At 66.4% G+C, this 1657-nt stretch carries 1 protein-coding gene; it reads left to right on the top strand.

Annotation, left to right across the window (positions count from 1 at the left end; genetic code table 11):
- Positions 1 to 134: 134 nt before the first annotated feature.
- The gene (locus ACFYMC_RS29710; protein WP_388531247.1) at positions 135 to 1625 is read left to right on the top strand and encodes a transposase; all 1491 of its coding nucleotides are present in this window, start codon (positions 135 to 137) and stop codon (positions 1623 to 1625) included.
- Positions 1626 to 1657 lie beyond the last annotated feature (32 nt).

Raw genomic sequence — 1657 nt, forward strand, 5'->3', positions numbered from 1 at the left:
GAGGCTGTCGCACGACTTCCCTCAGTCGGGAGTCAAGAGCGATTCGCTGTTCGGTGCCGAAGTCTGCGGGGACAGCGGAATCTTGCCTGGTGGGGCGGAACTTCTTGTCGTGTGACCGCGAATGTGATCTTGAGATGCCGCAGGATGTGCGGGAATGGCTGCCATCTGATCACCTCTGCTGGAAAGTGCTTGACGTCGTCGAGCGGCTCGACCTGTCGGCGTTCGAGGCCAGCTACCGCCGTGACGGACAGGGCGGAGCGTCCTACCCGCCGGGCCATCTGGTCGCTCTGCTCCTGTACTGCTACAGCAAGGGCGTCCGCTCCTCCCGCCGCATCGAGCAGTCCTGCTGGGACGACGTGGGCTGCCGGGTCATCACCGCGAACCATCAGGTGGATCACTCCACCGTCGCCCGCTTCGTACGACGCCACCGCACCGCCTTGAACTCGCTGTTCGTACAGGTGCTGGCGCTGTGCGGTCGACGCAGCCTGGTGGACCTGTCCGCCGTGGCTGTGGACGGTTCACCGATGGAGGCGAATGCCTCCCGCGACGCCAACCAGCGGCTTCAGCGCCTGGAAGACACCATCGCCCGGTGCGAGACGGCAATCTGTGGGGTACTGGAGGACGCTCTCACGCACGCGCGAAGCGTCGAGGCCGATGAGCAGGCTGACGACGACCCTGAGGAGGTCGGCGACCAGTGGCCTCGTCTGTCCCGGCTGTGCGACCGGCTCACCCGAGCGAACCTGGCCATGGAACGACTGCGCGAACGATCTATGCCCCCGCCCAGCGAGGTGCGCGAAAAAGTCGAAGCAGCCGAGCGCATGGTCGCTCGCGCGGAGAAGCGCCTGGCGGATGAAACTGCCGCTCACCAGGAGAAATTCAAGAAGTATGAAGAGCGGGCCCGGTACGACCGGGAGGCTGGTCGCCGGGGCGCCAACGGGCGGCCGCCGGTGCCGCTGGAACGCAAGACCGTCCTCGTCCGGCAGCGCACCCGAGTCGAGAGAGCGAGGGCCTGGCTCGAGCGGGCCCGCACACCTGAACCCGCCCTCTCGCCGGACTCACGAGCCTGCCTGAGCGACCCCGATTCCCGGCTGATCCACGGCAAACACGGCGGCTACCTCCAGGGATACAACATCCAGATCGCCTGCGCCCGACGTCAACTCCTCCTGGCCATCGAAGTCCACGACAACCCGTCCGACAGGACGGCCCTCGTGCCGATGGTGCGCAAGATCCAACACAACCACCGGGACGCGGATCTCCCTGGAGAGATCCAACTCTTCCTCGCCGACAACGGATACGCCTCCGCCGCCGCCTTCGAGGCCCTCGCCGACCTTCCGCTGCTGGTCTCGGTGACCAGCGACGCTCACCAGGCCGGATTCCCGGCGAAGCGCCAGGAGGCCCCTGCCGGCCAGCAGGCCATGGCGGCCCGCCTCGCCACCCCCGCCGGGAAGGAGCAGTACCGACGGCGCAGTGCCTTGGTCGAGCCAGGATTCGCCCAGCTCTTCCAACGCTTCGGCCGCTATCTGAACTACCGGAGCCGTAATGCGGTAGATGCCGAGATCAAGTTCCTCGGCACGGTTCACAACCTCAACAAGCTCTTCACCCACAAGCCCCGAAGACACACTTGACCGTCGAGGGCGGGGAGTTGTGCGACAGCCTC

Source organism: Streptomyces sp. NPDC006879 (genome assembly GCF_042869595.1).
Classification (GTDB): Bacteria; Actinomycetota; Actinomycetes; order Streptomycetales; family Streptomycetaceae; genus Streptomyces.